This is a genomic window from Treponema sp. R6D11, from assembly GCF_054786075.1.
The window spans coordinates 1-993 of the sequence record NZ_BDHD01000458.1 but is presented as its reverse complement, the minus strand read 5'-3'; the positions used below and the strand labels follow the sequence as shown (position 1 = coordinate 993).

Sequence of the window (993 nt, the reverse complement as noted above, 5' to 3'; positions counted from 1 at the left end):
TGTGGGGTGTGGCTTCTGGCTGGTGCGTTCCAATTAGGGAAGGGTAGTGGGTAGCGAACCGCTATCCGCTTCCGCTTTTTGCTAAAAAAATATACTATCTCTTGACAATACTATCGTAATATGATACTATTAATACAGGCGGATATTTTAGTGATACAAAGTTTTGGAGACAAGGATACCGAGGCTCTGTTTAACAGGGAAAGGATAAAAAAACTGCATCCCGATCTGTTTCAGCGGGCAAGGGGAAAACTGCTTATTATTCATGCCGCCGTAAGCGATGACGATTTAAGAGTCCCGCCGGGAAACAATTTTGAGAAATTGAAAGGGGATAAAAAAGGATGGTGCAGTATTAGGATAAACGACCAATGGAGAGTACTTTTTAAATGGAAAGAAGGAAATGCCTTCGATGTTACTATCAACGATTATCATTAGGAGAAAGTTATGAAAAAGAAACTTGAATTAATACCTCCCGGAACCATATTGCGCGACGAGTTTATGGAACCTCTAAAAATTACCTCATACAAATTAAGCAAAGAAATAAAAGTACAGCAAACCGCCATTAGTCAAATAATAAACGGAAACCGAAGGATAACTGTTGATATGGCCCTGCGGCTTTCAAGATATTTTGGCAATTCCGCGCAGTTCTGGCTTAATCTTCAAAATTATTTTGATATTGAATCGGCAATGGAAGAAAAAGAATACCTTATTAACGAAATAGTTCCATATAGCATACATGCGGCGGAGGAAACGCCTGTTTACGTATAGACATTTTAGCCCCTAGGAGAATCGAACTCCTCTTTTAAGATTGAGAATCTCATGTCCTAACCGATAGACGAAGGGGCCTCTTCAAGTGTCTATACAAATAATATTACAGAGGAACCGTAATAGTGTCAACGGAATAAATAATACATATATTAATTTTTTCTAAAAAGACCTCACGCAAAGGCGCGGAGGACGCAGAGTTGTTGTTTGAAGAATTATCGTATTTATTTC

Annotated in this window: 2 protein-coding genes and 1 tRNA gene; 2 read left to right on the top strand and 1 reads right to left on the bottom strand. The window is 38.8% G+C overall.

Features of this window, described 5'->3' with window-relative positions:
- The first annotated feature begins 120 nt into the window (after positions 1 to 120).
- Together ACYVTD_RS13950 and ACYVTD_RS13945 are read left to right on the top strand one after the other, a co-directional pair.
- On the top strand, positions 121 to 432 hold the full coding sequence (locus tag ACYVTD_RS13950) for a type II toxin-antitoxin system RelE/ParE family toxin (protein ID WP_461248328.1): 312 nt from the start codon (positions 121 to 123) through the stop codon (positions 430 to 432).
- 9 nt (positions 433 to 441) lie between these two features.
- Positions 442 to 765 (top strand): HigA family addiction module antitoxin, encoded by a 324-nt coding sequence (locus ACYVTD_RS13945; protein ID WP_461248327.1) that lies wholly within the window; start codon positions 442 to 444, stop codon positions 763 to 765.
- A gap of 6 nt (positions 766 to 771) precedes the next feature.
- Here ACYVTD_RS13945 and ACYVTD_RS13940 read toward each other — a convergent pair.
- Positions 772 to 843: transfer RNA gene (locus tag ACYVTD_RS13940), tRNA-Glu, on the bottom strand.
- Positions 844 to 993 lie beyond the last annotated feature (150 nt).

What these genes read in the sequence shown, in the direction of transcription:
- ACYVTD_RS13950 (WP_461248328.1), top strand. Translation starts at nt 121, where the DNA reads ATGATACTATTAATACAGGCGGATATTTTAGTGATACAAAGTTTTGGA.
- ACYVTD_RS13945 (WP_461248327.1), top strand. Translation starts at nt 442, where the DNA reads ATGAAAAAGAAACTTGAATTAATACCTCCCGGAACCATATTGCGCGAC.